The following is a 25,286-nucleotide window of genomic DNA, read 5'->3' on the forward strand; positions in this document are numbered from 1 at the left end:
AGGCGGGAGGGGGTTAGGGGGTGGGCTGGCGCGGCATCTGCGCTGTTTTGCAACGGCTAAGTCAGAAGCTCGCTACGCTCGCGCCCACCCCTAACCCCTCCCGTTTACGGGAGGGGAATGTCCTGAATCGGCTATCATCAGCCTCCACCCGCTTACCAATCAGCGGCCTTTCCAAACCCCCGGACGCTTGGCGACGAAGGCTTCCATGCCTTCCTTCTTGTCCTCGGTCGCGGTCAGGATCTGGAACAGGCGGCGTTCGGTCAGGATGCCCTGAGCCAGCCCGGTCTCGAAAGCCAGATTGACCATTTCCTTGTTCACCATCGCGGCCATGGGCGGCATCCCCGCTATGGTCGCGGCCGTCTTGAGCGCGTCCTCCAGCAGATCAGCCGCCGGAACGATCCGCGCGACCAGACCGGCGCTTTCCGCTTCTTCGGCGCCCATCATGCGGCCGGTCAGGCACATTTCCATCGCCTTCGCCTTGCCGACGGCGCGGGTCAGGCGTTGCGATCCGCCCATGCCCGGCGCGACGCCCAGCTTTATTTCGGGCTGGCCGAATTTCGCGGTGTCGGCGGCCAGGATGAAATCCGCCATCATCGCCAGCTCGCATCCGCCGCCCAGCGCGAAGCCGGCGACCGCCGCAATCCACGGCTTGCGGGTGGCGACGACCTTGCTCTGCCAGCCGGAGAAGAAATCCTCCAGGAAAAAGTCCGCCGAATCCTTCTCCACCATTTCCTTGATGTCGGCGCCGGCGGCAAAGGCCTTCTCGCTGCCGGTCAGGACCAGGCAACGCTGCGACGGATCGGCATCATAGGCAGCAAAGACCTCGCCCAGATCCTTCAGCACCTGGCTGTTCAGCGCATTCAACGCCTGCGGGCGGTTGAGCGTGACCAGCGTCACCGCATCGCGCTGTTCCACCAGGATCGTTTCATATGCCATTGCCGTCTCCCTTCATTGACCCATTGCGATCCGCTCTATGCAGCGCGACGGCCCTTGGCCAGCCCCGGCAAGCCGCATCTTCGCAGCCGCTATCGGCACAGATGCATGAAGTCCCGGTCATAGCTGCGCAGATGCGCGCCGCCATCGATATAGAGCGTCTGACCCGTCACCGCACTGGCGCCCGCCAGATACAGCACGGCTTCGGCAATCTGCTCCGCCTGCGGCAGACGCGCCAGCGGCATCATCGCGGACAGCCTTTCCATCTGGCCTTCGTCATAATCGGGCGTCGCGATGGTGAGTCCGGGGGCGACCGCATTGACCCTGATCTGCGGCGCCAGGGTGGAGGCGGACAGCCGCGTCAGCCCCGCCAGCGCCATCTTCGACAAGGTATAGGCCAATTGGTCGCCATGCGGATGGTCGATCCGCTGATCCAGTATATTGACGATGCACCGGTCGCCTGTGCCGGCCGGAATGGTGGCAAAGGACTTGGTGAGCAAGGTGGGCGCGGCGCAATTGACCGCATAATGGCGCATCAGGTCGTCGGCATTGACGCTGTCGAGCCGATCCTGGCCGAAGATCGCCGCGCTGTTGACCAGGACATCGGGCGGACGGCCGAAACGCTCCGCGACCAGCGCCACCAGTTCCTCCGCCCCTTCCGGATCGCTGAAATCGACGGTGAAGCCGTCCCATTCGGTCCCATTCTCCTCCAGCGTCAGCGCCAGATGGGAATCGAGCCGGGTATCGTGGCTGCCATGGATCGCCAGCGAATAACCTGCCCGCGCGAAGGCGGCGGCGATGATGCCGCCCAGCCGTCGATGGCCGCCCGTCACCAGCGCCAGCCGCTTTTGCGCCAGCGGCCGTGCGCCCGCCTGTTCGGCGCGCTTCCCTGTTCCCCCGAGGGGCCGATAGGCGGGAGTTTCCTCTTCGCTCACGATCCGATCAGCTTCAGCACTTCTTCACGGCTCTTCTCATCGTCGCGGAAGACGCCGAGCATGCGGCTGGTCTTCATGACGACATTGGGCGTGCGCACGCCACGGCCGGTCATGCAGCCATGGGTCGCCTCGACCACGACCGCGACGCCCTGGGGCTTCAGATGTTCCCAGATGCAGTTGGCGACTTCCGAAGTCAGCCGTTCCTGCACCTGAAGCCGGTGGGCGAAGGCGTGCAGCACGCGCGCCAGCTTCGATATGCCGACGACATATTGGCCGGGCAGATAGGCGATGTGCGCGACGCCCACGATGGGCGCCATATGGTGCTCGCAGTGCGACTGGAACGGTATGTCCTTCAACAGCACGATGTCGTCATAGCCGCCGACTTCATGGAAGATGCGCGAAAGATGATAGGCCGGATCGTCGTCATAGCCGCGGCAATATTCCTTCCACGCCCGCGCCACGCGCTGGGGCGTTTCCACCAGCCCTTCCCGTTCCGGATCGTCGCCCGACCAGCGGATCAGCGTACGGATCGCGTCGGCCACGTCCGCCGGAACCGGAATCTTGATCGACTCGCCCGCAGTTTCGGCATCGGGATCATATTCCATGGACGGCACCACTCCTTTGTTGCTTCCGGGCATATGGCGACTGATTTACAGGAACGCCAGCCCCTTCGCCCTGCTGGACAGGACATGCTGGCGGTGGCACATGCAGGGGAAACCGGGTCAACCGGGGTCGCCTCAAATCATCACAGCGGAACCATGCGGACCGAACAGATCGCCGCCGTCCTCCTTGCAGCGGGCACATCCTCACGATTCGGGGAAGAAGACAAGCTGATGGCCGATTGGCGGGGCAAGCCCGTCGCGGTGCATGCGCTGGAAACCATCGCCTCCATGATCTTTGCGGAACTGGTTGCTGTGGTGCGTCCTGTCGACCAGGCGCCGGTCCTGCATCGCCGGCTGGAGCGGCGCGGCTATTCGATCCTGGTCAACGATCGTCCGGAAGACGGCATATCGGGCAGCATCATCCGCGCCGTGGAGCATGTCATGCCGATGCGGAAATGCCGCGGCATATTGATCTGCCTGGCCGACATGCCCGACGTGCCGCAGACGCATTACAACCGCATCTGCCTGGCGGCGGAGGACATCCGCTCCGTCGTCGCCAGCACCGACGGATTTTCCTCTTCGCCGCCCGCCTTCATCGGGCGGAAGCATTTCCCCGAACTGCTGGCGCTGCGGGGAGACCAGGGGGCGCGGGCGCTGCTCAGCCATGGCGTGCAGATCGAAACCATGGGCGCCAGCCTGCGCGACATCGACACGCCAGAGGATCTGGCCGAACGGCGGCCCGAATAGCGCATCAGCTCGACCGGGTGGGATCGGTCATGGGATCGCCCATCTCGCGCGGGTCGGCCGAGCGGCCCAGCGGCAGAGAACCCGTCTGCCGCTCCAGCATGCGATGCACGACCGGCGGATTGGGGCCGCTGTGCAGCGCGTGGATGGCTTCGCTGTTCGCCATGTCGGCAACGGTCCGGCGGCTGTTATGGCGGACATAGTCCAGCCAGGTCGACACATGATAGCGTTCCACCCACAATTCCGGATCGCCCAGATCGCGCAGCAGCGACCAGCCATGGGCGCCGTCGCGGCGACGGATGCGGCGGCGTTCGCTCATCGCCGCCAGGAATGGGACGACAGATCCGGCGGCTATGCGATATTCTATGGTGACGACCACCGGACCGCTGCGGGGCTCGATCGGAACGGCGGTCTGCGGCTCGCGCCACAGGTTCTGGAGGTCGAGATTCTCCTCGCCCGTCTGCGCCAGCGGACGCGCATAGCCGATCAGGGCCGAGGCGAACTGGACGGCTGCCGCGCCATAGAGGGCGATGACGACGCCATGATCCTCCGCCATGGTGCCGAACAGCCATGCACCCCCGGCCATGCCGCCGAAGGCGACCATCTGATACAGGGCAACGGCCCGCGCCACGACCCAGCGAGGCGCCGACATCTGGACCGAAACGTTGAAGGTCGAGAGGGCGATCACCCAGCCCGCGCCCGCCATCAGCAGCCCCAGCAACGCAACGACCAGCCAGTCGCTGACCGCCATCAGCACCGTCCCGGCCGCAAGCGCCATGGCGGCTGAGCGCACGATGGTCTCGACCGAAAAGCGGCGGCGCAATTGCCCCGTCGACAGCGCCCCCAGCACCGCGCCGATGCCGAAGGCGCCGCTGAGCGCGCCGAATGTCAGCGCGCCGCCGCCCAGCAGGTCGCGCGCCACCAGCGGCATCATCGCTGAAACGGCGCTTGCCCCGATGCCGAATGCCGCGCTTCGGAGCAGCACGACCTGGATGTTGGGCGACATGGCGACGTAACGAACCCCAGCGCGCATCGCGAGGCCGATGCGTTCGCGCGGGAGGAGTTGAGGCGGCCGTTCGGGACGCCAGCGGGCAAGCACGGCGACCAGCCCCACATAGCTGATGGCGTTGACCAGAAAGGCCGTCGCCGCACCGGCGGCCGCGACGATGACGCCGCCCAGCGCCGGGCCGATGCTGCGCGCCATGTTGAAGCCCATGGAATTGAGCGAGACGGCATGGGGCAAGGCGGCGCGCGGCACCATGTCCCCGACCGACGCCTGCCAGGCCGGTCCGTTGATCGCGGTGGCGCAGCCGACCAGGAAGGTGAAGCCCAGCAGGGCCCAGGGCGTCACCCAACCCATCCAGGCGAACAGCGCCAGCAGGGCGGAGACGATGAGCATGAAAAGCTGGCAGATCAGCATGACAACCCGCCTGTCGCTATTGTCCGCCACCGCGCCTGCCCAGAGCGACAGCAGCATGATCGGCAGGGTCGTCGCCGCCGGAACCAGCGCGATCATCTGGGGCGAGGCGGAGAGCGAGGTCATCATCCACTGCGCGCCGACGGACTGGATCAGCCCGCCGAAGTTGGAGGCGAGGCTGGCCCACCAGATCGCGCGGAAGATCGGGATCGACAAGGGCGACGGCGCTTGGGAGGGGTCCGACTCTGACACGCTTTCCATGAAGCGGAATAAGGCGGGCGGGTCAAATCCGCGAATCATTAAAAGAATTGAAAAGGGTTGAAACGTCCGCCGGAGGACGAGGCGGGGGCCCTTTGGCGGGATGACGTTACGGTCGGGCGGGCTGACGATTGAGGCTTGCACTTTACGTAAACGTAAATACATTTGCAGCGAACATCCGGCGCCCAGCGGAGAGGAATGGAAAGCCATGGAAGCCTTTATCTACGATGCCGTCAGGACGCCCCGGGGCCGGGGCAAGGCCGACGGGTCGCTGCACGAAATCACCCCGATCCAGCTGGCGACGCAGATGCTGCAGGCGGTGCGGGACCGGACGGAGATCGACACCGCCGATGTCGATGACGTCATACTGGGCTGCGTCAGCCCGGTGGGCGAACAGGGCGCGGACATCGCCCGCGTGGCGGTGCTGAACGCCGATTACGCCCAGACCGTGCCGGGGGTGCAGATCAACCGTTTCTGCGCCTCCGGGCTGGAGGCCGTGAACATGGCGGCCGCCAAGGTCTATTCCGGCGAAGCGGGCCTTGCCATCGGCGGCGGCGTCGAGTCGATGAGCCGCGTGCCCATGGCTTCGGACGGCGGCGCCTGGGCGATGGACCCGGCGGTCGCCTACAAGACCTATTTCGCGCCGCAGGGCATCGGCGCCGACGTGATCGCGACCAAGTTCGGGATCAGCCGCGACGATGTCGACGCCTATGCCGTCGAAAGCCAGCGGCGCGCCAAGGCCGCCTGGGACGAGAAGCGCTTCGCCAAATCCATCGTGCCGGTGAAGGACGTCATCGGATCGGTCGTCCTGGACCATGACGAGCATATGCGGCCCGATGCGACGATGCAGTCGCTCGCCAGCCTGAAGCCGAGCTTCGCCGCGCTGGGCGAGGAGATGCCGGGCTTCGACACCATTGCCCTGCTCCGCTATCCCGAGCTGGAGAAGGTCAACCATGTCCACCATGCCGGCAACAGCAGCGGCATCGTCGACGGCGCCGCCGCGGTGCTGGTCGGCAACAGGGAAATGGGCGAAAAATATGGGTTGAAGCCCCGCGCCCGGATCAAGGCGATGGCGTCCATCGGGTCGGAGCCGCTGATCATGCTGACGGGGCCTGAGTTCGTGGCGGGCAAGCTGCTCGATCGGGCGGGGATGAGCAAGGCCGACATCGACCTGTGGGAACTGAACGAGGCCTTTGCCAGCGTCGTCCTGCGCTACATGCAGGCGATGGACCTCGACCATGGGCAGATCAACGTCAATGGCGGCGCGATCGCCATGGGCCATCCGCTGGGCGCGACCGGGGCGATGGTGCTGGGCACGGCGCTGGACGAGCTGGAACGGACCGGCAAGGGCACCGCGCTCATCAACCTGTGCGTCGGCGCGGGCATGGGTACGGGCATGATCATCGAGCGCGTTTGAACATTGGAGCCGTTCGTCCTCGGTAGCCATTGAGCCCGTCGAAATGGCGTATCGAAGGATCAATGCTTCGATACGGGTCTTCGACAAGCTCAGCCCCTACTCAGCACGAACGGAGGTAGGAAAGGTTGCCCAAAATGCAGACCATCAATTTCGACATCGACGCCGACGGCATCGCCATCCTCACCATTGATGTTCCCGATCAGTCGATGAACGTCATCGGCCCGGATTTCCTGGCCGATCTGGACGCGGCGATCACGCGCATTTCCTCCGAGGAGGCAATCAAGGGCGCGGTCATCGCGTCGGGCAAGAGCAGCGGCTTCATGGCGGGCATGGACCTCAAATATTTCGGGTCGATGCTGGTCAGCGAGAATGGAAAACGCCCCTCCCCCGCCGCGATCTTCGACAAGGTTTTCGTGCTGAACCAGTTGTTCCGGCGGCTGGAGACCTGCGGCAAGCCGGTCGCCTGCGCCATCGAGGGCACCTGCGTCGGCGGCGGGTTCGAACTGGCGCTGGCCTGTCATCGCCGGATCGTGGGCGACAGCCCGAAGACGCAGTTGGGCCTGCCCGAAATCCTGATCGGCCTGTTCCCCGGCGGCGGCGGTTCGCAGCGCCTGCCGCGCATCATGGGGGTGCAGGCGTCGCTGATGTATATGTTGCAGGGCAAGCTGTTCCGTCCTGCCGACGCGGCGATGATGAAGGTGGTCGATCAGGTCGTGCCGCAGGGCACGGCGGTCGAAGCCGCGCGCGAATGGGTGAAGGCCAATCCCAACGCCTTCGTGCAGCCATGGGACGTCAAGGGCTTCAAATTCCCCGGCGGCGCGGGCGGCTTCAATCCGGCCTTCGTCCAGACCATGGCGGGCGCTCTGCCGATGACGCTCAAGCAGACCCAGCGCAACATGAACGCGCCGATCGCGCTGCTTTCGGCGGTCTATGAGGGGGCTTTCCTGCCCATCGACCGGGCGATCCGGGTCGAGAGCAAATATTTCGCCAAGGTCGCGGCCGACCCGCAGGCGGCGAACATGATCCGCAGCCTGTTCGTCAACAAGCAGGCGGCTGAGCGCGGGGCGCGGCGGCCCAAGGACCAGCCCAAGGCGCCGACGAAGAAGCTGGCCATGCTGGGCGCGGGCATGATGGGCGCTGGGATAGCCACCGTGGCCGCGCAGGCGGGGATCGAGGTCGTGCTGTTCGACCGCGATCAGGCCTATGCCGAAAAGGGCAAGGCGCATGTCGAGGAGGTCCTGAAGAAGCGGCTGGGCCGGGGCATGACGCCGGAGAAGATGGCGGAGACGCTGGCCCGCGTGACGCCGACGACGGATTATGCCGCGCTGGCCGGAGCGGACTTCGTGATCGAGGCGGTGTTCGAGGATGTCGCGATCAAGGCCGAAGTGACCAAGAAGGTCGAGGAGGTGCTGGGCGCGGATACGATCTTCGGGTCGAACACCTCCACTTTGCCGATCACCAAACTCGCCAAGGCGTGGAGCAAGCCGGAGAATTTCATCGGCATCCACTTCTTCTCGCCGGTCGAGAAGATGCCGTTGGTGGAAATCATCCTGGGCAAGGAAACCGGGCCGGCCGCCATCGCCAAGGCGCTGGATTTCGTGGCCCAGATCAGGAAGACGCCGATCGTCGTCAATGACTCGCGCGGCTTCTACACCTCGCGCTGCTTCGGCACCTATGTGCAGGAGGGCGTGGAGATGGTGGCGGAGGGGATCAATCCCGCGCTGATCGAAAATGCCGGGCGGCAACTGGGCATGCCGGTGGGGCCGTTGGCGGTGGGCGACGAGGTTTCCATCGAGCTGGGCCACAAGATCGTGGTCGCCGCGCAGAAGGAGCTGGGCGACGCCTATGTCGCGCAGCCGTCCGACGCGGTGATGGCGCGGATGGTCGAACTGGGGCGGCTGGGGCGGAAAAGCGCCAAGGGCTGGTATGACTATCCGGAGGGCGGCAAGAAGCATCTCTGGCCGGGACTGGAGGAGATGTTCCCGCGCGCCGCCGTGCAGCCCGATGTCGAGGAAGTGAAGGAGCGGCTGCTCTACCGCCAGTTGATCGAATGCGCGCGCTGCTTCGAGGAAGGCGTGCTGGAGACGCCGGAGGATGGCGACATCGGCGCGATCTTCGGCTGGGGCTTCGCGCCCTATACCGGTGGACCTTTCAGCTATATGGACACGGTCGGCATCGGTCATGTCGTCGCGGTGCTGGAGCGGCTGGCGGCGACGCATGGCGATCGCTTCGCGCCCACGGTCCAGTTGCAGGACATGGCGGCGAGCGGCGCGACTTTCTATCGCCCCGTTTCGTCCCGCGCCGCGGCATGAATGGGGTGGGAATCGTCACGAAGCTGATCTAGTCCTGACAGGCAAAGGGCTGTAACCTTCTCATTCGTCATGCTGGACTTGTTTCAGCATCCGTTTCGCCCTCGGCAAGACCTGAGTCCTGAGGCGCGATGGATGCTGAAACAGGTTCAGCATGACGGGGGAGAATGGCGGCGGCCCTGATCTATCGGGAGACCTTCATCTTATGAGCGAAAAGCCGACGGTTCTGGTCACGGGCGGGGCCGGCTATATTGGCAGCCATGCCGTATTGGCGCTGCGCGACGCGGGCTATGGCGTCGTGGTGATCGACAATCTGGTGACGGGGTTCCGTTGGGCGGTGCCGGACGATGTGGCGTTCGTCGAGGGCGATATTTCCGATCAGCCGTTGGTGCAGAAGGCCCTGCGCGATCATGGCGTGAAGGCGGTGATGCACTTTGCCGGATCGGTGGTGGTGCCGGAATCGGTCGAGAACCCGCTCAAATATTATCATAACAACAGCGCCAAGACCCGCGACCTGATCGAGAGCGTCGTGACCGTCGGCGTGCCGCATTTCATCTTCTCCTCGACGGCGGCGACCTATGGCATTCCGGAGGAAAGCCCGGTCAGGGAGACCACGCCGCAGCGGCCGATCAATCCCTATGGCATGTCGAAGCTGATGACCGAATATATGCTGCGCGACGTCAGCGCGGCGCATGCGATGAACTTCTGCGCGCTGCGTTATTTCAACGTGGCGGGCGCCGATCCGGCCGGGCGGACGGGACAGTCGACGGCGGGGGCGACGCATCTGATCAAGGTGGCGGTCGAGGCGGCCCTGGGCAAGCGGAGCCATGTTTCGGTGTTCGGGATCGATTTCGACACGCCGGACGGGACCGGGGTGCGCGACTATATCCATGTCACCGATCTGGCGGCGGCGCATGTGCTGGCGCTGGAGGCACTGATGGCCAGGCCGGAGCAGAATTATCTGCTCAACTGCGGCTATGGCCGGGGCTTTTCCGTGCTGGAGGTGCTGGACGCGGTCGACCGGGTGACGAACCTGAAGATCGACCGGCGGATGGAGGGACGGCGCGCGGGCGATCCGGATGCGCTCATTTCCGACAATCGGGCGATCATGGGGGAATTCCCATGGAAGCCGCAATATGCCGATCTGGATCAGATCGTGACCCATGCCCTGGCGTGGGAGCGCAAGCTGACCGAGATACAGCAAAGGGGGAATGAGGAGGAATGAGCGCGGAGTCGGTCCGGGCCTTCTTCTCCGCCCATGCGCCGGATGTCGCCATCATCGACCAGGGGGTGAGCACCGCCACGGTCAATGAGGCGGCGGAGGCCCTGGGCGTGGTTCCGGCGCGGATCGCCAAGACGCTGTCGTTGCGGGTCGGGGATGAGGTCGCGCTGGTGGTGGCGCGGGGCGATGCGCGGCTGAATAACGGGAAGGCGAAGGCGGCGCTGGGCGCCAGGCCGCGCATGCTGGGGCTGGAGGAGGTGGAGGGACTGACCGGGCATCCGGTGGGGGGCGTATGTCCCTTTGGGCTGACCTCTCCCCTGCCCGTTTATTGCGATATTTCGCTGCGGGATTTCGAGACGGTGTTTCCGGCGGCGGGATCGCGGACGACTTCGGTGGAGTTGACGCCGGAGCGGCTGGCCCAGCTGACCGCCGCGCGATGGATCGACATCTGCACGATCCCTGAAGACAATCTGGCCGAAGAGAATTGAACGACATGCCTACCGAACATCTTTTCGTCGATGGCGCGCTGGCGGCGGCGGACATGGCGCGGCGGATCGCCGCGATCCTGGGGGATGCCATCGCGGCGCGGGGGGTGGCGACGATCGCGCTGTCGGGCGGGCGGTCGCCACGGCCCGTGCTGGAGGCTTTGCCGGGGATGGCGCTCGACTGGGGCAAGGTGATCGTGACGCTGGTCGACGAGCGCTGGGTGGCGCCGGACCATGCGGACAGCAATGAGCGGCTGGTGCGCGAGACTTTGTTGCAGGGGAAGGCCGGGGCGGCGCGGTTCGTGCCGATGAAGAATGAGGCGGCGGACGCCTATGCCGGGCAGGCCGAGTGCGAGGCGGCGTTCGCGGCCCTGCCCTGGCCGCTCGACATCGTGCTGCTGGGGATGGGGGAGGATGGGCATACCGCTTCGCTGTTTCCGGGGGCGAAGGAACTGGCGGAGGGGCTTTCCACCCATGCCCTGACGATCGCGGTCACGCCGCCCGCTGCCCCGCATCAGCGCATGTCGATGAGCGCCCGGGCGATCCTTGCGAGCCGGCATATCTTCCTCCAGATCGGCGGGGCGGCGAAGAAGGCGGTCTATGACCGGGCCTTGGCGGGGGGGCCGGTGGAGGAACTGCCCGTCCGGGTGGCGCTGTGCCAGCATGCGGTTTCGGTGGAGGTTTGGATTTCGGAATAGGTTCAGTCGCGCGGCTTGTGCCTGGAGATGAGATAGCGCCAGACGCCGACGAGATTGATCAGGAGCAGCGCGATATTCTGGAAGCCTATGCCTTCGCTGTCTTCCGACAGAAAACCCCAGCCGATCAGGGCGATGGAGGATGTCACGAAGAGGACGAAAGCCCAGCCCGTGATGCGGCGGCCGAGATTGAGGGAGACGATGAAAGCGGCGATGGTGGCGGCGCCTGCGCCATAATATTGCAGCGCGTCGAGCATGGTTTCGTTCATCCATCGCCAACGCGGCAATTGTGACAAGGTTGCGGCGCGGGTAAGAGGCGACGCATGGTTGCCAATATCGATCCTTTTCACGCCATCGCCATCAGCCGGGAAGCCCACAGGCTGGAGGCCGAGGGGCGATCCATCCTGCATATGGAATTCGGGCAACCGTCCACGGGGGCGCCCTCTGCTGCGATTATGGAAGCGCATGCCGTGCTGGATCGCGACCCCATGGGCTATTGGGAAAGTCCGGCGCTGAAGGAGCGGATCGCGCTCCATTATCGGGAGCGCTATGGCGTGGCCGTGGAAGCGGAGCAGATATTGCTCACCTGCGGCGCTTCGCCGGGGCTGGTGCTGGCGCTGACCAGCCTGTTCGCGCCCGGAGCGCGGGTGGCGACGGCGCGGCCGGGCTATGTCGCCTATCGCAATACGTTGAAGGCGCTCTATCTGGAGCCGCTGGAGGTCGATTGCGGGCCGGCGGAGCGTTACCAGATCGGCGCGGCGGCGCTGAAGGCCCTGGAACCCGCGCCGGATGGGGCGATCATCGCCAGCCCGGCCAATCCCACAGGGACCATCATTCCCGCCGAGGAGATGGCGCGCATCGCGGAGGTTTGCCGGGTGCGGGGCATTCGCATCGTCTCCGACGAGATTTACCACGGGCTCAGCTATGGCGAACCGGCGCGGTCGATGCTGGAATTCGCGCCGGACGCCATCGTCGTGAACAGCTTCTCCAAATATTTTTCCATGGCCGGGTGGCGGCTGGGCTGGGTGGTGTTTCCGCCCGGCCTGATCGACGCGGCGCGGGCGCGGATGGGCAATCTGTTCCTGACGCCGCCTTCCCTGGCGCAGCATGCGGGGTTGAAGGCGTTCGACTGCATCGATGAGCTGGAGGGGCATGTCGCGACCTATCGGCGCAACCGGGAGTTGCTGCTGGCCGCCCTGCCCGCGCTGGGGTTGAAGGAGATCGCGCCGCCGGACGGGGCCTTCTACATCTATGCGGATGTGGGGCATCTGACCAATGACAGCCTGTCCTTCTGCCAGAAATTGCTGCGCGAAACGGGGGTGGCGACGGCGCCGGGGATCGATTTCGATCCGGTCGACGGGCACCGGCATATCCGCTTCAGTTTCGCGGTTTCCACCGATCGGGTGGAGGACGCCATCGCCCGGATGATCCCCTGGTTCAACGCGCAGGGCGGCGGCGCAAGGGATTGATCCATTCCGGCTGGATCGGCAAATTCCTCTGGTATCTTAAATATTTGCGGTTAATCGCTGGGGTGCGACCCGAAGCTTTTACCCTGTAAAAGCTCGCCTGCCCGGCAGCCATGCTGCCGGGCTTTTTAGTGCATGGCCATGTCTGGAAAGAGGGCATCGAACCAGGCAGAGTTCGCAAGGGCGAACCGAACGGCCGCCCGAGCTTATGCGAGGATAGCCAAGGCCGCGGATGCGGCCGCCCGGCGCTTGAGGCAAAATAAGCTTGAGGCAAAATAAGATGGTGCGGGCGGTCGGAATCGAACCGACACTCCTTTCGGAACCGGATTTTGAGTCCGGCGCGTCTACCAGTTTCACCACGCCCGCATGCCCTTCAGTCGCGTTCCGGACGGAGGATGATTCCATCTTCCGTCAAAAACGCCAGGGTGGAGCGCCAATGGCAAAATCGGCGGCCAGCGTCCAGCCAAAAATCGACGCTTTCATCCTCTCGCGGTTGCGGGATGGGTCCCACAGGGATAGCCTGCTTGCGTAACGAGTGCCGCTGGGTATAAGGGCGGCTTCGTGCAGACCTGATAACACTAACGGAAAAGGGACAACCTTTGACCGAACCGTCTGCCACGTTCCTGTTGTTCGGCGCCACCGGCGACCTGGCGCACAGGATGATCTTTCCCTCGCTCTACAATCTGCTGGCCGATGGCCTGCTGCCGGAGGATTTCCTGATCATCGCGTCAGGGCGTTCCGAATTCACCGACGAGCAGTTTCGCGCCGACATCGACAAGGCGCTGCGGAAATTCCTGGCCGCAGACCGTTATGACGCGGATATCGCGGAGCGGCTGCGCGACATCATCGTCTACCAGCCGGTGGAGGCAGGCAACGCCGCCCAGTTCAGGGCGCTGGCGGAACGGCTGGACGGGCGACTCGACAAGGGCGTGTCCGTCTATCTCTCCACGCCCCCTTCCCTCTTCGCGCCGACCGCGCAGGGGCTGGCCGAGGCGGGGCTGATCACGCCGAAGACGCGAATCGCGATGGAAAAGCCGATCGGTAAGGATCTGGCCTCTTCCAAAGAGGTCAATGACGGCATCGGCGCGCTGTTCGCGGAGGACCAGATTTTCCGCGTCGACCATTATCTGGGCAAGGAAACGGTCCAGAACCTGCTCGCCCTGCGCTTCGGCAATGTGATGTTCGAACCGCTGTGGAACGCCACCGCCATCGATCATGTGCAGATCACCGTGGCCGAGACGGTGGGCCTGGAAGGCCGGGTTTCCTATTATGACGGCGTCGGCGCGCTGCGCGACATGGTGCAGAACCACGTCCTCCAGATCCTGTCGATCATCGCCATGGAGCCGCCCGCGCGGATGGACCCGACCGCCGTGCGCGACGAGAAGGTGAAGGCGCTCCGTTCGCTGCGCCCGATGACGGCCGAGACGGTGAAGACGCACAGCGTGCGCGGGCAATATACGCCCGGCGCGGTCGGCGGGCAGATCGTCACCGGCTATGCCGACGAACTGGGCAGGCCGTCCGACACCGAGACCTTCGTGGCGCTGAAGGCCCATATCGACAACTGGCGCTGGCAGGGCGTGCCCTTCTATCTGCGCACCGGCAAGCGCATGCCGACGCGCCAGTCGGAAATCCTGATCCAGTTCAAGCCGGTGCGCCATTCGATCTTCGGGCGCAATGGCGGGTCGGGTCTGGAGCCGAATACGCTCATCATCCGGTTGCAGCCGGAGGAATATATCCGCCTGCTCATCATGAGCAAAAGGCCGGGGCTGGAGCGCGAGGTGCATCTGGAGGAGGTGACGCTGGACGTGTCGCTGACCGCCGCCTTCGCCGGGCAGCGCCGCCGGATCGCCTATGAACGGCTGATCCTGGACCTGCTGGCGGGCGACGCCACGCTGTTCGTGCGCCGGGACGAGGTCGAGGCGCAATGGACCTGGATCGATTCGATCATCGACGGGTGGAAGGAGGCCGGGGTGAAGCCATCCTCCTATTCTTCCGGGAACTGGGGGCCGTCCTCAGCCATTGCCCTTATCGAACGAGACGGAGCGAGCTGGAATGACTGACCTTCATCCGGTGATCGAAAAGGTCACCGAACGCATCGTGAAGCGCAGCGCGGCTTCGCGCCTCAAATATCTGAGCCTGATCGAGCGCGGGCGGGACGCGGGCACCAACCGCGCCCAGCTTTCATGCGGGAACCTGGCCCATGGCTTTGCCGCGAGCGGCGAAGACAAGGCTGTCATCCGCACCGGCGCGGCGATGAATTTCGGCATCGTCACCGCCTATAACGACATGCTGTCGGCGCATCAGCCCTATGGCCGCTATCCCGAGCAGATCAAGCTGGCGGCGCGGGAGGTGGGCTGCACCGCGCAGGTCGCGGGCGGCGTTCCGGCGATGTGCGACGGCGTGACCCAGGGGCAGGCGGGCATGGACCTGTCGCTCTTTTCCCGCGACACCATCGCGCTGGGCACCGCCATCGCCCTGTCCCACGCCATGTTCGAGGGCGCGCTGCTGCTGGGCATCTGCGACAAGATCGTGCCGGGGCTGCTGATCGGGGCGCTGCGTTTCGGGCATCTGCCGACCATATTGATCCCCGCCGGGCCGATGCCGTCCGGCCTCGCCAACAAGGAGAAGGTGCGCATCCGCCAGCTCTATGCCGAAGGCAAGGTCGGCCGGGAGGAACTGCTGGAGTCCGAAAGCGCCAGCTATCACGGCGCAGGGACCTGCACCTTCTATGGCACGGCCAATTCGAACCAGATGATGATGGAGATGATGGGGCTCCACATGCCCGCCGCCTCCTTCGTGCATCCGGGCACGAAGCTTCGGCAGGAACTGACGCGGGCGGCGGTGCATCAATTGTCGCGCATCGGCTGGGACAGGGACGGGCAACCCAATGACGATTATCGGCCGCTGGGGCATTGCGTGGATGAAAAGGCGATCGTCAACGCCATCATCGGCCTGATGGCGACCGGCGGATCGACCAATCATGCGATCCACCTGCCGGCCATCGCCCGGGCGGCGGGGATCGTCGTCGACTGGACCGATTTCGCGGAAATTTCCGATGTCGTGCCGCTGCTGGCGCGGGTCTATCCCAATGGATCGGGGGATGTGAACAATTTCCATGCGGCAGGCGGCATCAGCTATGTGATCCGCGAACTGCTCGGCAACGGGCTGCTGCATGGCGACATCCTCACCGTCGCGCGGCAGGGACTGGCCGATTATGGCAAGGAACCGGTGCTGGAGAATCACGCGCTGGTCTGGAAGGACGTGCCCGAATCGCGGGACCTGTCGATCCTCCGGCCGGTGTCCGACGCCTTCAATCCCGATGGCGGGATGCGATTGCTGGCCGGCAATCTTGGCCGCTGCGTCATGAAGGTGAGCGCGGTCGACCGGGAGCGCTGGACCATCGAAGCGCCCGCGGCGGTCTTCCACGATCAGGACGATGTGCTGCGCGCCTTCAAGGCCGGCGAACTGGAACGCGATGTCGTGGTCGTGGTGCGGTTCCAGGGGCCAAGGGCGAACGGCATGCCCGAACTGCACAAGCTGACCCCGGCGCTGGGCGTGTTGCAGGATCGCGGCTTCCGCGTCGCGCTGGTGACGGACGGGCGCATGTCCGGCGCATCGGGCAAGGTGCCCGCGGCGATCCACCTGTCGCCGGAAGCGTTGGGCGGCGGCCCCATCGCCAAGCTGCGCGACGGCGACATGGTGCGGGTCTGCGCGGAGACGGGCCTGATCGAGGCGCTGGTCGACGCCGCGGAATGGGACGGCCGCGACACGCCCGCGCCGCCCCCCGCCCCCTATGATACGGGTCGCGAGCTGTTCGCACTGTTCCGCCATCATAGCGATCTGGCGGAAAGCGGCGCATCGCCCATTCTGGCGGCCATGGAAACCGAAGTTTAGAACCGAAACATTCCCGTCCGCCCGAGATTTTCGGAGGAGCGCTTTTCCTGAGGAAAAGTGAAGGACTTCGACAGGCTCGGCCCGGACGGGAGGAGAGTAGCATGACCGAGATCATCGCAGCCGACATTGGCGGCACAAACGCCCGCTTCGCCCGCGCCAGACTGAATGCGCGCAATGTGCCCACGCTGGGCAAGGTGCGCAAATATAAGGTGGCCGATTATCCGACCCTCCAGGCCTGCTGGGCAGCCTTCGTCAAGGATGAGGGCGGCCATCTGCCCACATCCGCCTCCATCGCCTTCGCCACCGCGATCGGGCGCGAAGTCATCAAGCTCACCAACAGCGCATGGGTCATCCGGCCCGATACGCTGGACGAGGAACTGGGCCTCAGGCATCTGCGGCTGGTCAATGATTTCGAGGCGGTCGCCCATGCCGTGGCGCGCCTGCCGAAGGAGAATCTGCCGCTGCTGTTCGGGGAGGACAGGCCCTTTCCGCGCGACGGCGGGGTGACGATCCTTGGCCCGGGCACCGGGCTGGGCGTGGCGATGATCGCCTTCGACGACGGCGAGCCGCATGTGATCGCGACGGAGGGGGGGCATCTGGACTTCGCGCCGCTGGACCCGCTGGAAGAGAAGATCCTCGCCTATCTGCGCGACAAATTCCTGCGCGTGTCGACCGAGCGCATCGTGTCGGGACCGGGGCTCAACAACATCTACAAGGCGATGGCGACCATCGGCCATGATCGGGTCGTGCTGATGGAGGATGCCGAGCTTTGGCAGGCCGCCATCGACGGGACCGACGAATTTGCGCGCAGGGCACTGGCGCGGTTCTGCATGTCGTACGGCTCGGTCGCGGGCGACCTGGCGCTGGCGCAGGGACCGCATACGGTGGTGCTGGCGGGCGGCCTGACCCAGCGGATGAAGGACATATTGCCGCAATGCGGTTTCCACCAGCGCTTCACCGCCAAGGGGCGGTTCGAAAGCCTGATGAAGTCGGTGCCGATCCGGCTCGCCCTGCATGACGAAATCGGGCTGTACGGCGCCGCCGCGGCCTTTCGGGAGAAGAAATGATGGCGTTGAGCGTTGAACAGGTGATGGAACTGGCCCCGGTGATCCCGGTGCTGGTGGTGGACCGGGTCGAGGATGCGCTGCCGATCGCGCGGGCGCTGGTGAAGGGCGGGCTTCCTGCATTGGAAGTGACGCTTCGGACGCCGGCGGCGCTGGACGTGATCAGGGAGATGGCGAAGGTCGAGGGCGCCGTCGTCGGAGCGGGCACGGTGCTGAACCCGGCGCAACTGGACGCCGCGATGGAGGCGGGGGCGCGCTTCATCGTCAGCCCCGGCCTGACCGAGCCGCTGGGCAGGGCCGCGATCGCCGCGGGCATTCCCTTCCTGCCGGGCACGGCGACGGCGGGCGACATCATGCGCGGGCTGGACATGGGGCTGTCGCACTTCAAATTCTTCCCGGCGGAGACTTCGGGCGGGCTGCCCGCGCTGAAGGCCCTGGCCGCGCCGCTGCACATGGCGCGCTTCTGCCCGACCGGCGGGATCACTGCGGAAAGCGCGCCCAGATGGCTGGCGGAACCCGTCGTCAAATGCGTCGGCGGAAGCTGGGTCGTGCCCAAGGGGCCGGTCGATCCGGCGAAGATGGAGGCGCTTGCACGGGAAGCCGCCGCGCTGCCACGCTGAACTTGCCTCCCGGCGCGGCTCATCCTAGATGCGAAGCATGAATCCGCGTCGGCTGCTTCCTTCCCTGGCCCTGTTCCTGTCCGGTTGCGCCAGCACCTTTCAGGGCTATCCGTCCCTCGCCAAGCGGGCGATCGAGGACGCCCCCATCGCGGAGGCGGCGCCCGCGCCCTCCCCCGTCGCGCCCGAACCGGAGCTGGTCCAGAATGTCGACCGGCTGACGGCGCAGGCTCAGGCGGGCGGCACGGCATTCGACAAGGCCTGGCCGGCGGCGGACAGGGCGACGCGGGCAGCATCCGGCGCGGCGGTCTCCAGCGAGGCCTGGGTGGCGGCGCAGACGGCGCTCAGCGCATTGGAATCGGCGCGCAACGACAGCGTATCGGCGCTTGCGAGCCTGGACGTGCTCTTTGTCGAGCGCAGCAACGCGGCGGCCGAGGGGAAGGCCAGCGGCGGGATCGAGGCGATCGATGCGGCGCGGGCTTCCGCGCTGGCGATTGTCGATGGGCAGAACGACCGGCTGGACGTGCTCAAGGGGCGTCTGGCGCAGCCCTGATCCGCCTGCAGCCCTGCCGATTTAATCGGGCGAAAGCGCCGCCTTCACCGCGCCCTTGTGCGCCTTTCCATTATGGACATAATGGTCGACGCCCTCCCGCATGTCGATCAGCACTTCGTCCGACAGGTCGCGCATATATTTGGCGGGGCGACCGGCCCAGAGCTGGCGGTGGGGCACCGTCTTCCCCGGAGAAAGCAGGGCCCCGGCCGCGAGCATGGCGTCGCTTTCCACCGTCCCGCCGCTCATGACGATGGCGCCCAGCCCCACGAAGGCGCGGTCCTTCAATATGCAGCCATGGACCATCGCAAGATGTCCGATCAGCACGTCTTCCCCGATGATCGTGGGCCAGCCTTCGGACGGGCGGCCGTCGATATGGTCGCCGGGGCTGTCGCAATGCACGATCGAGCCGTCCTGGATATTGGTGCGGGCGCCGATATGGATGAAGTTCACATCCGCCCGGATCACGCAATTATACCAGATGCTGACGTCCGGGCCGATCTCCACATCCCCGATGATGCGGCATCCCGGCGCGATAAAGGCGCTGGGGTGGATCTTCGGCGTCTTGCCGTTGAAGGGGATGATGGAGACTTCGGGATGATCGGTCATGTTCAGGCTCCCAGCAGCCGCGCCGCATGGAGCGCATGATAGGTGAGGACGCCCGAGCAGCCTGCCCGCTTGAACGCCAGCAGCGTTTCCAGCACCAGCGCGTCGCGGTCCCCCGCCCCCGCGGCGGCGGCCTCCAGCATCGCATATTCGCCCGACACCTGATAGGCGAAGACGGGCACTTCGAACCGGTCCTTCACCCGGGCGATGATGTCCAGATAGGGCAGGCCCGGCTTCACCATCACGCTGTCGGCGCCTTCGGCAATGTCCAGCGCGACTTCGCGCAGCGCTTCCTCGCTGTTGGCGGGGTCCATCTGATAGGTCTTCTTGTTGCCCTTCAGCAGCCCGCTCGATCCGACCGCATCGCGGAACGGGCCGTAGAAGGCGCTCGCATATTTGGCGGCATAGGCCATGATCTGCACATTGGCATGGCCTTCCTGCTCCAGCGCCTCGCGGATGGCGCCGACGCGGCCATCCATCATGTCGCTGGGGGCGATGATGTCCGCGCCCGCCGCCGCCTGGTTCAGGGACTGGCCGATCAGCACGTCGATGGTCGCGTCGTTGACGACATAGCCCGCCTCGTCCAGCAGGCCGTCCTGGCCGTGCGCCGTATAGGGATCGAGCGCCACGTCGGTCAGGATGCCGATGTCGGGCACCGCATCCTTGATGGCGCGGATGGCGCGGCACATCAGGTTATCGGGATTGAGCGCCTCCGCCCCGTCATCGCTGCGGCGGTCGGCCTGCGTATTGGGGAAAAGCGCGAGGCAGGGAATGCCCGCCGCCTGCGCTTCCCTCGCACGCTCCACCATCAGGTCCACCGACCAGCGCGACACGCCGGGAAGGGAGCCGATCGGTTCCTCCACTTGCCTGCCCTCCGTGACGAACAGCGGCCAGATGAAGTCGCTGGGCGTGAGGCGGGTTTCGGCGTGCAACGCCCGGCTCCAGGCCGAGGCGCGGGTGCGGCGCAGACGAAGCGCCGGATAGGAGGCATGGGTCATGGCCGGGGGTTTAGGCCCCTGCCCTCGCCGGATCAAGCAGGAGGGACGCTATTTGGCGAAGCGGCGGAAGAAGCTGTCCTCGTTCCAGGCCGGGCGCTGCGGCGCATTGGCGACGCGCAGCGTGACGGCGGCGACATAGTCGTTGAGCTTCACCGATTCGGCCGGCATCACCGGCTGGTTCGCGTCGTCCCTGGGCGAATGGTAGATGTTGGCGCGCCAGGCCCTTTCGACCGTCGCCTCCGGCGTGCCCGCCTTGAAGCCATATTTGAAGAACAGCGCGGGGATGCCCGCCCGGATGAAGCTGTACTGGTCCGACCGGATGAAGACGTTGCGGTCCGGGAAGGGATCGGGCGTGATCGGCAGGTTCATCGCCGCGCTCACCGCTTCGGCGTCCTTGCCAAGGCTGCTCTGGTCATAGCCGATCGGCGTCACGCTGGTCAGCGGGAAGATCGGCAGGGCCATGTCGAAATTGAGGTCGGCCACCATCGCCCTTTGCGGCACGGTCGGACGGCGCGCGAAATAGCTGGACCCGAGCAGCCCCTTCTCCTCCGCCGTGACGATGGCGAAGAGGATCGACCGCCGGGGCTTCACCTTCCCATTGCGAAGGGTCCGGGCGATTTCCAGCAGGCTCGCCACGCCCGATGCATTATCGAGCGCCCCATTGTAGATCGCGTCCCCGTCGATCGGCGTGCCCGCCCCATAGCCGTCGAGATGCGCGGACAGGACGACATATTCCCTGCTGAGCTGCGGGTCCGTCCCGGGCATGAGCGCGATGATGTTGGGCGAGGTCAAATCGGCGCGCCTCGCCGCCACCTTCGCGTCCAGCCGCTGGGCGAGCGGGAAGGACGGCACCGGGCCGGAACTGTCGGCGGCGGCGGCGATCTGCGCGAAATCATGGCCCGATCCGGCAAAGAGCAGCGCGGATTTGGCCGGGTCGAACTGGGCGTTGAGGAAGGGGGTCGCCGTATCCCGCAGGGCGGGGTCGCGGAAGAACAGGGCCGGCTGGCTGGCCAGCGCCATGCGCCGGTCCCACGGAATTTCAACCTGTTTCGGCGTCACGAGCTGGATCAGTCCAAGCGCGCCCTGTTTCGCCAGCCACGCCGCCCGCTCCGATCGGGCATGGGACTTCAGCGCGCCGGAGAGGGTCGCCGGTCCGCCCGAGACGACCACCACGATCCTGCCCTTGAGATCCAGTCCGGCGAAATCGTCATGCCCCGCCTCCGGCAGGTGCAGGCCGTAACCGGCGAAGACCAGCGGGGCGCCGACGGTTTCCGGAGCGGGGCCGCCGCCCCCTGAGAAGATGATGTCGGCGGGCGCCGCCAGCGCGCTATGGCCGCCCGGCCCCGTCAGCGAAGCGCTGCTCTGCTGCGACAGGATCACCTGCTCGACGAAGGCGACGGGCTGTTTATAGCCGTCGGTCCCGGCCGGCTTCAGCCCAAGCGCCCGAAGCTGTCCGATCACATAATCAGCCGCCCTGTCATAGCCCGGCTTGCCCGTTCCCCGCCCTTCATAGCCATCGTCGGCAAGGGTGCGGACATGCTTCCACCAGGCTTCGCCCCGGTCGTCGGGCGCAGCCGGGGCCGCGATGCTGATCGAAGCCAGGAGGAGTCCGGAAATCCATTTGCGCATCAGCCACATGCCCCTTTTGAAAACCTGACGATCTTGCCTGATCCGGTGCGACGAACAAGGGGGCTTGGAACCGCTACGGCCCATCCCTATCAGGATCGGCAAAAGACTGGGAGATCGTCATGCCGCTGCCCCGTTCGTTCGCCCTGCCGGTCGTCATCATGTTATGGGCCGCCCCGGCGGCGGCGGCGACGCGCGGGTTTACCATCACCAGTTTCGACGCCATTCGCGTGGATGCGCCGGTGGAGGTGACGATCACCACCGGCGCGGGCGCTTCGGCGCGGGCGGATGGCGATCAGGCGGTGCTGGACCGGCTGAAGGTGGACGTATCCGGCCGCCTGCTTGCGGTGACGGTGGAGCGGGCGCGGCCCGGCGAGAAATCGGGCGGGCGGGCGGTGCTGCGGCTGTCGACCGGCGACCTCAGCCGCGTGGTGCTGACCGGCGGCGGATCGGTGTCGGTCAGCCGGATGAAGGGTCTGCGCGGTGAGATCGTGCTGGGCGGCAATGGCGATGTCAGCGTGGCGGCGGTGGATCTGGACCAGCTGAGCCTGGGAGTGGCCGGAGCCGGACGGGCGAACCTGTCCGGCCGGGCGGGCGTCGCGACCATCCGCGTCACCGGCCCCGGAGCGGTGATGGCGGAAGGCCTGCGGGTGCGGCAGGCCGCGGTGGCGAATGACGGCCCGGGAAATGTGGCGGTGACGGCAGAGGTTTCGGCACGGGTTTCCGCATCCGGATCGGGCGATGTGACGGTGGCGGGGAAGGCCGCCTGCAGCGTCGACAATCGGGGGACGGGGCGGATCAGTTGCGGTGGGGAAGCCTATTAGGCGATGTGGATGAGTTCGGGATGCCGGGGGGTGGCCAGTGTAAGACCATCCTTCTCCCTTGAGGGAGAAGGATGGGAAGCCCTGGCGGCGGAGGAACCTAAGGCTGATCTGGATGAGGGGGAGCGGGCCCGCGGTCCGCGCGATCCGTTGGATCGCACCCCCTCACCCAGCTACGACTAGGCAGCAAGCTGCCAAGTCTGCGCAGCCCTCTCCCTCAAGGGAGAGGGATGAAGCGAGTGTACGCTTCCCGCCCAAATCAACTGGTCCGGGGAGTCCCGAATTTGTCCGCGCTGCCCAATGCATCGGCTGCGTGGCGGGAAACGATCAGGGTTAGGCAAGTCTTTACTTCGCATGCGTTACGACGGCCCGGATATGGACTGCCGGATTAACTGATGCCTCGCCTCCTTGCCATTCTCCTTCTTTTCCTGTCGGCGGCCCCGCAACCCGCGGCGGCGCAGGTGGCCGTGGCCGACAGCGGCGATACGGCATGGATGATGCTGTGCGGTCTGCTGGTGTTGCTGGCGGCGCTGCCGGGACTCGCGCTGCGTCATGCCGGTCTGGTCCATGTGCGCAACGCCCTGTCGATCGGCGTGCAGGGGCTGGTGGTGGCAGCCGGGGTTTCGCTGCTCTGGGCCCTTGTCGGCTACAGCCTGGCCTATGCGCCGGGGAGCGGGTGGCTGGGCGGCCGGGCGCATCTGTTGCTGGCCGATCTGGGGGCGCTGCGTGACGGGCTGACCGTGCCGGAATCCACCTTCGTGCTGTTCCAGATGGCCCTTGCGATCCTTGCCGCCGGCCTGCTGCCGGGCGCTGTGGCGGAAAGGGTGCGCCTGGGGTGGATGGCGCTGTTTGCGCTGCTCTGGCTGCTGCTGGTCTATGCGCCGGTCGTCCATTGGGTCTGGGGCGGCGGATGGCTCGCCAATCTGGGCGTCATGGATTTCGCGGGCGCGCTGGTCGTTCATTTGAGCGCGGGATTTTCCGCGCTCGCGCTGGTGCTGGTCGTGGGCAGGCGGCGCAGCGTTTCTGCCGGACATGCGCCGGTGCTGGGCGTATCAGGCGGGCTGCTGCTGTGGATCGGCTGGGCCGGCATAGTGGGCGGATGGTCCTTCGGCGCGACGGACAATGCCGCGACCGCCATTCTGAACGGCCATTTCGCCGCTTGCGCAGGCCTCTTCGGATGGATGCTGGTGGAACGGATCGACAAGGGGCATGTCACCGCCAATGGGCTGGTTTCCGGCGCATTGGCCGGGCTGGTGGCGATCTCCGCCTCCGGCGCTCTGGTAGGGCCGGGCGGCGCGATGGCCATCGGGCTGATCGCCGCCGTCATCTGCCGACTGGCAAAGGGATTATTGGGCGACTGCATCGACGACGCGGCAGATATTTTCGTGATCCACGGACTGGGCGGGCTGACGGGCGCGCTGTTGCTGCTTCCCTTCGTGCTGCCCGCGCTGGGCGGCGTCGGCTTCGCGGCGGGGATCAGCCTTGCCGGCGCCTTCATGGCGCAGTGCATCGGCATCGCGGCGGTGGCGCTCTGGGCGATGGCGGGAGCGGCGATCATCGCGCTGATGCTGTCGGTCGTGACGCCCGCCCGGATCGGCGTGCGGGAAGAAGCGGAGGGGCTGGACATCGCCCGCCATGGACAGCAGGGCTGGGATTTCCGCTAGGCATGGGCGTCGCGGTCGGCATATTCGCGCATCAGGAGGAACGGCGGATCGGGCGTTGCCTTTCATCGCTGCCGCTGGACCGGGCCGACACCGTCTTCCATGTGCTGGTGAACGGATCGACCGATGCCACGGCAGGACGGGCGCGCGAAGCGGCCGCAGGACGGACGAATGTCATCGTCCACGATCTGGCCGCCGGGGGCAAGGCGCGCACCTGGAACCATTTCGTCCACCGCCTGCTGACCGGCGGAGAAGATGCCGTGATCTTCATGGATGGCGATGCGGAGATCCTTGCCGGGTCGATCGATGCGCTGGTATCGGACCTGACGGCGCGGCCGGAGGCGAACGCGGCAGCGGGGATGCCGATGAACGGGCGGTCCGCGGACGCCTATCGCCGGACCCTGCGGGAGGAACGGGGATTGTTCGGCGATCTCTACGCCCTGTCGGGGCGCTTCTTGGCGGCGATCCGCCTCAGGGGCTTGCGGCTGCCAGAGGACCTGATCGGAGACGACGGGTTGGTGGCGGCATGGGCGCATACCGACCTGGGGCGCGATGCCGACTGGCGGCGGGAGCGGGTCCTGGCCTGCGAGTATGCCGGCTTTCGCTGTGAGGCGGTCAGCCTGTTGCGGCCTACGACCCTGCGCATGCAATATCGGCGGATGATCAATTATTCGGTGCGCTTTTTCCAGAACCGGATCATTTCCGACATCATGGGCCGCGATGGCGTCGACGGGCTGCCGGTGCGGATGGATGCGGTCTATGGGGAATGGTTGCCGCGCTTTGCGCCGCGCGCGCTGCCCGTGGGATGGTTCGACCGGAAGGCGTTGGCGCGCATGCGGGATTTTGCGCGGGGGAAGTAGAGCGTCGCTCTGAGCTTGGCTTAACGTGCTCCTGTGGGCACGTCGGGGACAGAAAAGGGCCGGAGAGGACAAACCCCCTCCGGCCCCTTTCCAAAGATGGCGGATG

Annotated in this window: 23 protein-coding genes and 1 tRNA gene; 15 read left to right on the top strand and 9 right to left on the bottom strand. The window is 66.0% G+C overall.

The features are described 5' to 3' along the window. Positions 1–159: 159 nt before the first annotated feature. The 3 genes from A8G00_RS00005 to folE all read right to left on the bottom strand — a co-directional run bounded on the left by A8G00_RS00005 (position 160) and on the right by folE (position 2,473). On the bottom strand, positions 160–936 hold the full coding sequence (locus A8G00_RS00005) for an enoyl-CoA hydratase-related protein (RefSeq protein ID WP_025550998.1): 777 nt from the start codon (positions 934–936) through the stop codon (positions 160–162). A gap of 89 nt (positions 937–1,025) precedes the next feature. After that, positions 1,026–1,868, bottom strand: coding sequence for an SDR family oxidoreductase (locus A8G00_RS00010; protein ID WP_102999648.1), 843 nt, complete (start codon positions 1,866–1,868; stop codon positions 1,026–1,028). Continuing rightward, the gene (gene folE, locus A8G00_RS00015; RefSeq protein ID WP_025550994.1) at positions 1,865–2,473 is read right to left on the bottom strand and encodes a GTP cyclohydrolase I FolE; all 609 of its coding nucleotides are present in this window, start codon (positions 2,471–2,473) and stop codon (positions 1,865–1,867) included. The genes A8G00_RS00010 and folE overlap by 4 nt, the downstream gene beginning before the upstream one ends. A 153-nt stretch (positions 2,474–2,626) precedes the next feature. Between folE and A8G00_RS00020 the strand changes: the two genes are divergently transcribed. After that, entirely contained in the window at positions 2,627–3,217 is a 591-nt protein-coding gene (locus A8G00_RS00020; RefSeq protein WP_102999796.1) for a nucleotidyltransferase family protein, read from the top strand. A 4-nt stretch (positions 3,218–3,221) separates the two neighbouring features. Here A8G00_RS00020 and A8G00_RS00025 read toward each other — a convergent pair whose 3' ends face one another. Continuing rightward, positions 3,222–4,892 (bottom strand): MFS transporter, encoded by a 1,671-nt coding sequence (locus A8G00_RS00025; protein ID WP_044663170.1) that lies wholly within the window; start codon positions 4,890–4,892, stop codon positions 3,222–3,224. Positions 4,893–5,097: 205 nt separating this feature from the next. Between A8G00_RS00025 and A8G00_RS00030 the strand changes: the two genes are divergently transcribed. The 5 genes from A8G00_RS00030 to pgl all read left to right on the top strand — a co-directional run bounded on the left by A8G00_RS00030 (position 5,098) and on the right by pgl (position 11,020). Further along, complete coding sequence (locus tag A8G00_RS00030) at positions 5,098–6,306, top strand: acetyl-CoA C-acetyltransferase (protein WP_102999649.1); 1,209 nt, start codon at positions 5,098–5,100, stop codon at positions 6,304–6,306. Positions 6,307–6,440: 134 nt separating this feature from the next. After that, on the top strand, positions 6,441–8,618 hold the full coding sequence (locus A8G00_RS00035; protein ID WP_102999650.1) for a 3-hydroxyacyl-CoA dehydrogenase NAD-binding domain-containing protein: 2,178 nt from the start codon (positions 6,441–6,443) through the stop codon (positions 8,616–8,618). Positions 8,619–8,820: 202 nt separating this feature from the next. Continuing rightward, entirely contained in the window at positions 8,821–9,840 is a 1,020-nt protein-coding gene (gene galE, locus A8G00_RS00040) for a UDP-glucose 4-epimerase GalE (RefSeq protein ID WP_102999651.1), read from the top strand. Continuing rightward, complete coding sequence (locus A8G00_RS00045; protein ID WP_102999652.1) at positions 9,837–10,325, top strand: YbaK/EbsC family protein; 489 nt, start codon at positions 9,837–9,839, stop codon at positions 10,323–10,325. The genes galE and A8G00_RS00045 overlap by 4 nt, the downstream gene beginning before the upstream one ends. Before the next feature lie 5 nt (positions 10,326–10,330). Continuing rightward, a complete protein-coding gene (pgl, locus tag A8G00_RS00050; protein ID WP_102999797.1) occupies positions 10,331–11,020 on the top strand; it encodes a 6-phosphogluconolactonase in 690 nt (229 codons plus the stop codon). Between the two features lie 2 nt (positions 11,021–11,022). On the opposite strand, the gene A8G00_RS00055 is transcribed toward pgl, so the two are convergent. After that, positions 11,023–11,286: a hypothetical protein gene (locus A8G00_RS00055; protein WP_025550982.1), complete on the bottom strand. Its 264-nt coding sequence runs from the start codon at positions 11,284–11,286 to the stop codon at positions 11,023–11,025. Between the two features lie 54 nt (positions 11,287–11,340). On the opposite strand from A8G00_RS00055, the gene A8G00_RS00060 reads away from it, so the two are divergent. Beyond that, a complete protein-coding gene (locus A8G00_RS00060) occupies positions 11,341–12,486 on the top strand; it encodes an aminotransferase class I/II-fold pyridoxal phosphate-dependent enzyme (RefSeq protein WP_102999653.1) in 1,146 nt (381 codons plus the stop codon). 278 nt (positions 12,487–12,764) lie between these two features. Here the strand turns inward: A8G00_RS00060 and A8G00_RS00065 are convergent. Continuing rightward, positions 12,765–12,849 (bottom strand) — tRNA-Leu (locus A8G00_RS00065). Positions 12,850–13,082: 233 nt separating this feature from the next. Between A8G00_RS00065 and zwf the strand changes: the two genes are divergently transcribed. From zwf to A8G00_RS00090, 5 genes are all read left to right on the top strand, one after another. Further along, positions 13,083–14,543, top strand: coding sequence for a glucose-6-phosphate dehydrogenase (gene zwf, locus A8G00_RS00070; RefSeq protein WP_048577725.1), 1,461 nt, complete (start codon positions 13,083–13,085; stop codon positions 14,541–14,543). Then, the gene (gene edd / locus A8G00_RS00075) at positions 14,536–16,377 is read left to right on the top strand and encodes a phosphogluconate dehydratase (protein WP_102999654.1); all 1,842 of its coding nucleotides are present in this window, start codon (positions 14,536–14,538) and stop codon (positions 16,375–16,377) included. Before zwf ends, edd begins: the two co-directional genes overlap by 8 nt. A 101-nt stretch (positions 16,378–16,478) precedes the next feature. Then, complete coding sequence (gene glk, locus A8G00_RS00080) at positions 16,479–17,444, top strand: glucokinase (protein ID WP_044662476.1); 966 nt, start codon at positions 16,479–16,481, stop codon at positions 17,442–17,444. Continuing rightward, positions 17,444–18,061 carry a bifunctional 4-hydroxy-2-oxoglutarate aldolase/2-dehydro-3-deoxy-phosphogluconate aldolase gene (gene eda / locus A8G00_RS00085; RefSeq protein WP_102999655.1) on the top strand — a complete coding sequence of 206 codons (618 nt, stop codon included), beginning with the start codon at positions 17,444–17,446 and terminating at the stop codon, positions 18,059–18,061. The genes glk and eda overlap by 1 nt, the downstream gene beginning before the upstream one ends. A 37-nt stretch (positions 18,062–18,098) precedes the next feature. Beyond that, positions 18,099–18,611: a hypothetical protein gene (locus A8G00_RS00090; RefSeq protein WP_025551382.1), complete on the top strand. Its 513-nt coding sequence runs from the start codon at positions 18,099–18,101 to the stop codon at positions 18,609–18,611. A gap of 21 nt (positions 18,612–18,632) precedes the next feature. On the opposite strand, the gene A8G00_RS00095 is transcribed toward A8G00_RS00090, so the two are convergent. The 3 genes from A8G00_RS00095 to A8G00_RS00105 are packed head-to-tail and all read right to left on the bottom strand — an operon-like array spanning position 18,633 to position 21,841. Beyond that, complete coding sequence (locus A8G00_RS00095; protein WP_025551384.1) at positions 18,633–19,217, bottom strand: gamma carbonic anhydrase family protein; 585 nt, start codon at positions 19,215–19,217, stop codon at positions 18,633–18,635. A gap of 2 nt (positions 19,218–19,219) precedes the next feature. After that, positions 19,220–20,212, bottom strand: a complete 993-nt coding sequence (hemB, locus tag A8G00_RS00100) for a porphobilinogen synthase (protein ID WP_102999656.1) — start codon at positions 20,210–20,212, stop codon at positions 19,220–19,222. A 48-nt stretch (positions 20,213–20,260) separates the two neighbouring features. Then, positions 20,261–21,841 (bottom strand): M28 family metallopeptidase, encoded by a 1,581-nt coding sequence (locus A8G00_RS00105; RefSeq protein ID WP_102999798.1) that lies wholly within the window; start codon positions 21,839–21,841, stop codon positions 20,261–20,263. A gap of 119 nt (positions 21,842–21,960) precedes the next feature. Between A8G00_RS00105 and A8G00_RS00110 the strand changes: the two genes are divergently transcribed. The 3 genes from A8G00_RS00110 to A8G00_RS00120 all read left to right on the top strand — a co-directional run bounded on the left by A8G00_RS00110 (position 21,961) and on the right by A8G00_RS00120 (position 25,180). After that, a complete protein-coding gene (locus A8G00_RS00110; RefSeq protein WP_102999657.1) occupies positions 21,961–22,662 on the top strand; it encodes a DUF2807 domain-containing protein in 702 nt (233 codons plus the stop codon). 392 nt (positions 22,663–23,054) lie between these two features. After that, positions 23,055–24,323, top strand: a complete 1,269-nt coding sequence (locus A8G00_RS00115) for an ammonium transporter (RefSeq protein ID WP_102999658.1) — start codon at positions 23,055–23,057, stop codon at positions 24,321–24,323. 2 nt (positions 24,324–24,325) lie between these two features. Continuing rightward, the gene (locus A8G00_RS00120; RefSeq protein ID WP_102999659.1) at positions 24,326–25,180 is read left to right on the top strand and encodes a glycosyltransferase family A protein; all 855 of its coding nucleotides are present in this window, start codon (positions 24,326–24,328) and stop codon (positions 25,178–25,180) included. Positions 25,181–25,286: the final 106 nt, after the last annotated feature.

This window comes from Sphingobium sp. SA916, from assembly GCF_002894065.1.
Taxonomy (GTDB): domain Bacteria; phylum Pseudomonadota; class Alphaproteobacteria; order Sphingomonadales; family Sphingomonadaceae; genus Sphingobium; species Sphingobium fuliginis.

Excerpts from the sequence above, each read along its gene's own strand:
- A8G00_RS00005 (WP_025550998.1), bottom strand. The coding sequence starts at position 936 with ATGGCATATGAAACGATCCTGGTGGAACAGCGCGATGCGGTGACGCTG.
- folE (WP_025550994.1), bottom strand. The coding sequence starts at position 2,473 with ATGGAATATGATCCCGATGCCGAAACTGCGGGCGAGTCGATCAAGATT.
- A8G00_RS00020 (WP_102999796.1), top strand. The coding sequence starts at position 2,627 with ATGCGGACCGAACAGATCGCCGCCGTCCTCCTTGCAGCGGGCACATCC.
- A8G00_RS00025 (WP_044663170.1), bottom strand. The coding sequence starts at position 4,892 with ATGGAAAGCGTGTCAGAGTCGGACCCCTCCCAAGCGCCGTCGCCCTTG.
- A8G00_RS00030 (WP_102999649.1), top strand. The coding sequence starts at position 5,098 with ATGGAAGCCTTTATCTACGATGCCGTCAGGACGCCCCGGGGCCGGGGC.
- A8G00_RS00035 (WP_102999650.1), top strand. The coding sequence starts at position 6,441 with ATGCAGACCATCAATTTCGACATCGACGCCGACGGCATCGCCATCCTC.
- galE (WP_102999651.1), top strand. The coding sequence starts at position 8,821 with ATGAGCGAAAAGCCGACGGTTCTGGTCACGGGCGGGGCCGGCTATATT.
- A8G00_RS00045 (WP_102999652.1), top strand. The coding sequence starts at position 9,837 with ATGAGCGCGGAGTCGGTCCGGGCCTTCTTCTCCGCCCATGCGCCGGAT.
- pgl (WP_102999797.1), top strand. The coding sequence starts at position 10,331 with ATGCCTACCGAACATCTTTTCGTCGATGGCGCGCTGGCGGCGGCGGAC.
- A8G00_RS00055 (WP_025550982.1), bottom strand. The coding sequence starts at position 11,286 with ATGAACGAAACCATGCTCGACGCGCTGCAATATTATGGCGCAGGCGCC.
- A8G00_RS00060 (WP_102999653.1), top strand. The coding sequence starts at position 11,341 with ATGGTTGCCAATATCGATCCTTTTCACGCCATCGCCATCAGCCGGGAA.
- edd (WP_102999654.1), top strand. The coding sequence starts at position 14,536 with ATGACTGACCTTCATCCGGTGATCGAAAAGGTCACCGAACGCATCGTG.
- glk (WP_044662476.1), top strand. The coding sequence starts at position 16,479 with ATGACCGAGATCATCGCAGCCGACATTGGCGGCACAAACGCCCGCTTC.
- eda (WP_102999655.1), top strand. The coding sequence starts at position 17,444 with ATGGCGTTGAGCGTTGAACAGGTGATGGAACTGGCCCCGGTGATCCCG.
- A8G00_RS00090 (WP_025551382.1), top strand. The coding sequence starts at position 18,099 with ATGAATCCGCGTCGGCTGCTTCCTTCCCTGGCCCTGTTCCTGTCCGGT.
- A8G00_RS00095 (WP_025551384.1), bottom strand. The coding sequence starts at position 19,217 with ATGACCGATCATCCCGAAGTCTCCATCATCCCCTTCAACGGCAAGACG.
- hemB (WP_102999656.1), bottom strand. The coding sequence starts at position 20,212 with ATGACCCATGCCTCCTATCCGGCGCTTCGTCTGCGCCGCACCCGCGCC.
- A8G00_RS00105 (WP_102999798.1), bottom strand. The coding sequence starts at position 21,841 with ATGCGCAAATGGATTTCCGGACTCCTCCTGGCTTCGATCAGCATCGCG.
- A8G00_RS00110 (WP_102999657.1), top strand. The coding sequence starts at position 21,961 with ATGCCGCTGCCCCGTTCGTTCGCCCTGCCGGTCGTCATCATGTTATGG.
- A8G00_RS00115 (WP_102999658.1), top strand. The coding sequence starts at position 23,055 with ATGCCTCGCCTCCTTGCCATTCTCCTTCTTTTCCTGTCGGCGGCCCCG.
- A8G00_RS00120 (WP_102999659.1), top strand. The coding sequence starts at position 24,326 with ATGGGCGTCGCGGTCGGCATATTCGCGCATCAGGAGGAACGGCGGATC.